The 2,719-nt window shown below is 72.0% G+C and carries 1 protein-coding gene; it reads left to right on the forward strand.

Annotated features, from left to right (window positions below):
- Nucleotides 1-2,719: SDR family NAD(P)-dependent oxidoreductase (locus ABZ260_RS49575; RefSeq protein ID WP_355632527.1), on the forward strand; the 2,719-nt coding region annotated here is incomplete at both ends.

A 2,719-nucleotide genomic window follows, 5' to 3' on the forward strand; every position in this document is an offset into this window, starting at 1 on the left:
GAAGAGCTGGCCCAGGTCCTGGCGGAGGTGAGCCCGGGTGCGGTGCGGGTGCCGATGCTCTCGACGGTGACCGGTCAGTGGCTGGAGGGTCCGGAGTTGGAGGCCGGGTATTGGTGTGAGAATCTGCGGCGCACGGTGGGCTTCGCTCCGGCGATCGGGCAGTTGCTGGAGCAGCGGTATCGGGCGTTCGTGGAGGTGAGTTCGCATCCGGTGCTGACGGTCGGCATCGGCGAGTGCGTGGACGAGACCGACGCCACCACCGTGATCGCCGGGACGCTGCGCCGCGACGGCGGCGGCCTGGAGCGGGTGCTGACTTCGGCGGCGGAGCTGTTCGTCCGTGGCGTGAAGGTGGACTGGCAGCAGGTGCTGGCGGGCGGGCGTCAGGTCGACCTGCCCACCTACGCCTTCCAGCACCAGCGATTCTGGCCGAACGCCAAGCAGGATGGTGATGCTCGCGTGCTGGGTCTGGCCGCGACGGATCACCCGCTGCTGGGTGCGGCGATGCCGCTGGCCGATTCCGACGGGGTGGTGCTGACGGGTCGGTTGTCGGTGAGTGCGCATTCGTGGCTGGCCGATTACGTGTTGGCGGGCTCGGTGATGGTGCCGGGTTCGGCGTTCGTGGAGCTGGCGGTGCGGGCCGGTGACCAGGTCGGCTGTGAGCTGGTGGAGGAGCTGACGCTGGATGTGCCACTGGTGCTGGGCGAGGGCGAGGCGGTCGCGGTGCAGGTCTGGGTGGGGGCTGCGGAGGAGTCGGGCCGTCGGACGGTGAACGTGTACGCCCGGTCGGCGGATGCGGTCGACGATGTGCCGTGGGCGCGGCACGCCACCGGCGCTCTCACCACGGGTGCTTCGCCTGCCGAGCCGTTCGATGTGGCGGTGTGGCCTCCGGCTGGCGCGGCTGCGATCGAGCTGGAGGGGCTGTATGAAGAGCTGGCGGAGGAGGGCTTGGGGTACGGCCCGGTGTTCCAGGGGTTGCGGGCGGCCTGGCGGCGTGATGACGAGGTGTTCGTCGAGCTGAGTTTGCCGGAGCAGGCCGGTGATGCGGCTTCGTTCGGGTTGCACCCGGCGCTGCTGGACGCGGCGCTGCACGTTGTGCCGTTCGCAGGGCTGGACGATGCCGCGGGTGGCCGCTTGCCGTTGTCATGGGGTGAGGTGTGCCTGCACGCGGGCGGGGCGTCGGTGCTGCGGGTGCGGCTGGCCAGGACGGGGTCGGACGCGGTGTCGCTGAGCGCGGTGGACGCGGCAGGGGAGCCGGTGCTGTCGGCCCGGTCGGTGGTGCTGCGGCCGATGGCCGCCGAGCACTTGGCCGGCTTCGACCCTCGCGGGGCCAGGCAGGACGCGCTGTTCCGGGTGGAGTGGCCTGCCGTGAGTGGCCTGCCGCAGACCGACGAGGTGCCGGTGGCGGTGCTCGGTCTGGACACGCTGGGTGTCGCGGCGGCGTTGCGGGCGGCCGGGGACGGGGTGTCGGTGCATGCGGATCTGTCCGCGCTTGCCGAGGCGGGTCCGGTGCCGGCCGTGGTGCTGGCGGAGGTGGTCTCCGAGTCCGCGGCCGGGGCGGTGGAGTCGGCGCATGCGCTGACCGCCCACGTTCTGGGCCTGCTGCAGCGGTGGTTGGCGGACGAGCGGTACGCCGATTCGCGGCTGGTGTTCGTCACCCGGGGCGCGGTCGCGTCGGGCGACGGCGAGATGGTGGCTGATCTTCCGGCCGCTGGGGTGTGGGGCCTTGTCCGCAGTGCTCAGTCGGAGAACCCGGACCGGTTCGTACTGGTCGACATGGACCAGGAGTCCTCGCTGCCGACCCTGCTCGACGCACTGCCGGGAGTGCTGGCCTCGGGTGAGCCGCAGGCGGCGGTGCGCGAGGGGGAGGTGCGGGTTCCGCGGATGGCGCGGGTGGCGCCAGGATCCGACGTTGGTGACGAGGCGGGCCGTTCCTGGGATCCGGAGGGGACGGTGTTGATCACTGGTGGTACCGGTGGTCTGGGGTCGCTGTTCGCGCGGCATGTGGTGGCCGAGCGCGGGGTGCGTCATCTGTTGCTGACCAGCCGTCGGGGGTTGGACGCTCCGGGTGCGGTGGAGTTGCAGGCCGAGTTGATCGCGCACGGGGTCGAGGTCGAGATCGCCGCCTGCGACATGGCGGACCGGGATCAGGTGGCGGCGCTGCTGGCGCAGATGGACGACGAGCATCCGCTGACCGCGGTGATCCACACCGCCGGTGTGCTGGCCGACGGCACGATCCCGTCGCTGACGCCTGAGCGGCTGGATGCTGTGCTGCGTCCCAAGGCCGACGCCGCCTGGCATCTGCACGAGCTCACCCAGGGCCTGGACCTGGCCGGATTCGTGACGTTCTCCTCGTTCGCCGGGGTGATGGGCAACGCCGGGCAGGGCAACTACGCGGCGGCGAATGCGTTTGTGGACACCTTGGTCCAAGCGCGTCGGGCTGCGGGACTGCCGGGGCTGTCGCTGGCCTGGGGCCTGTGGGAGCAGGAGACCGGGATGACCGGCACGCTGGGCGCAGTCGACCTGCGCAGGATGGCGCGGGCGGGGATGCCGGCGCTGTCGGCCGAGCAGGGGCTCGCGGCGTTCGAGGCGGCCACCGCGTCGGGCCGGGCGGCGGTGGTGGCGGCGCGGCTGGATCTGTCGGTGCTGCGCACGTTCCCTGAGGTGCCGCATCTGATGCGGGGCCTGGTCCGGGTGGGGCGCCGGTCGGCGGTCTCCATGC

Origin of the sequence: Streptosporangium sp. NPDC006013 (genome assembly GCF_040614275.1) — a bacterium.
Classification (GTDB): domain Bacteria; phylum Actinomycetota; class Actinomycetes; order Streptosporangiales; family Streptosporangiaceae; genus Streptosporangium.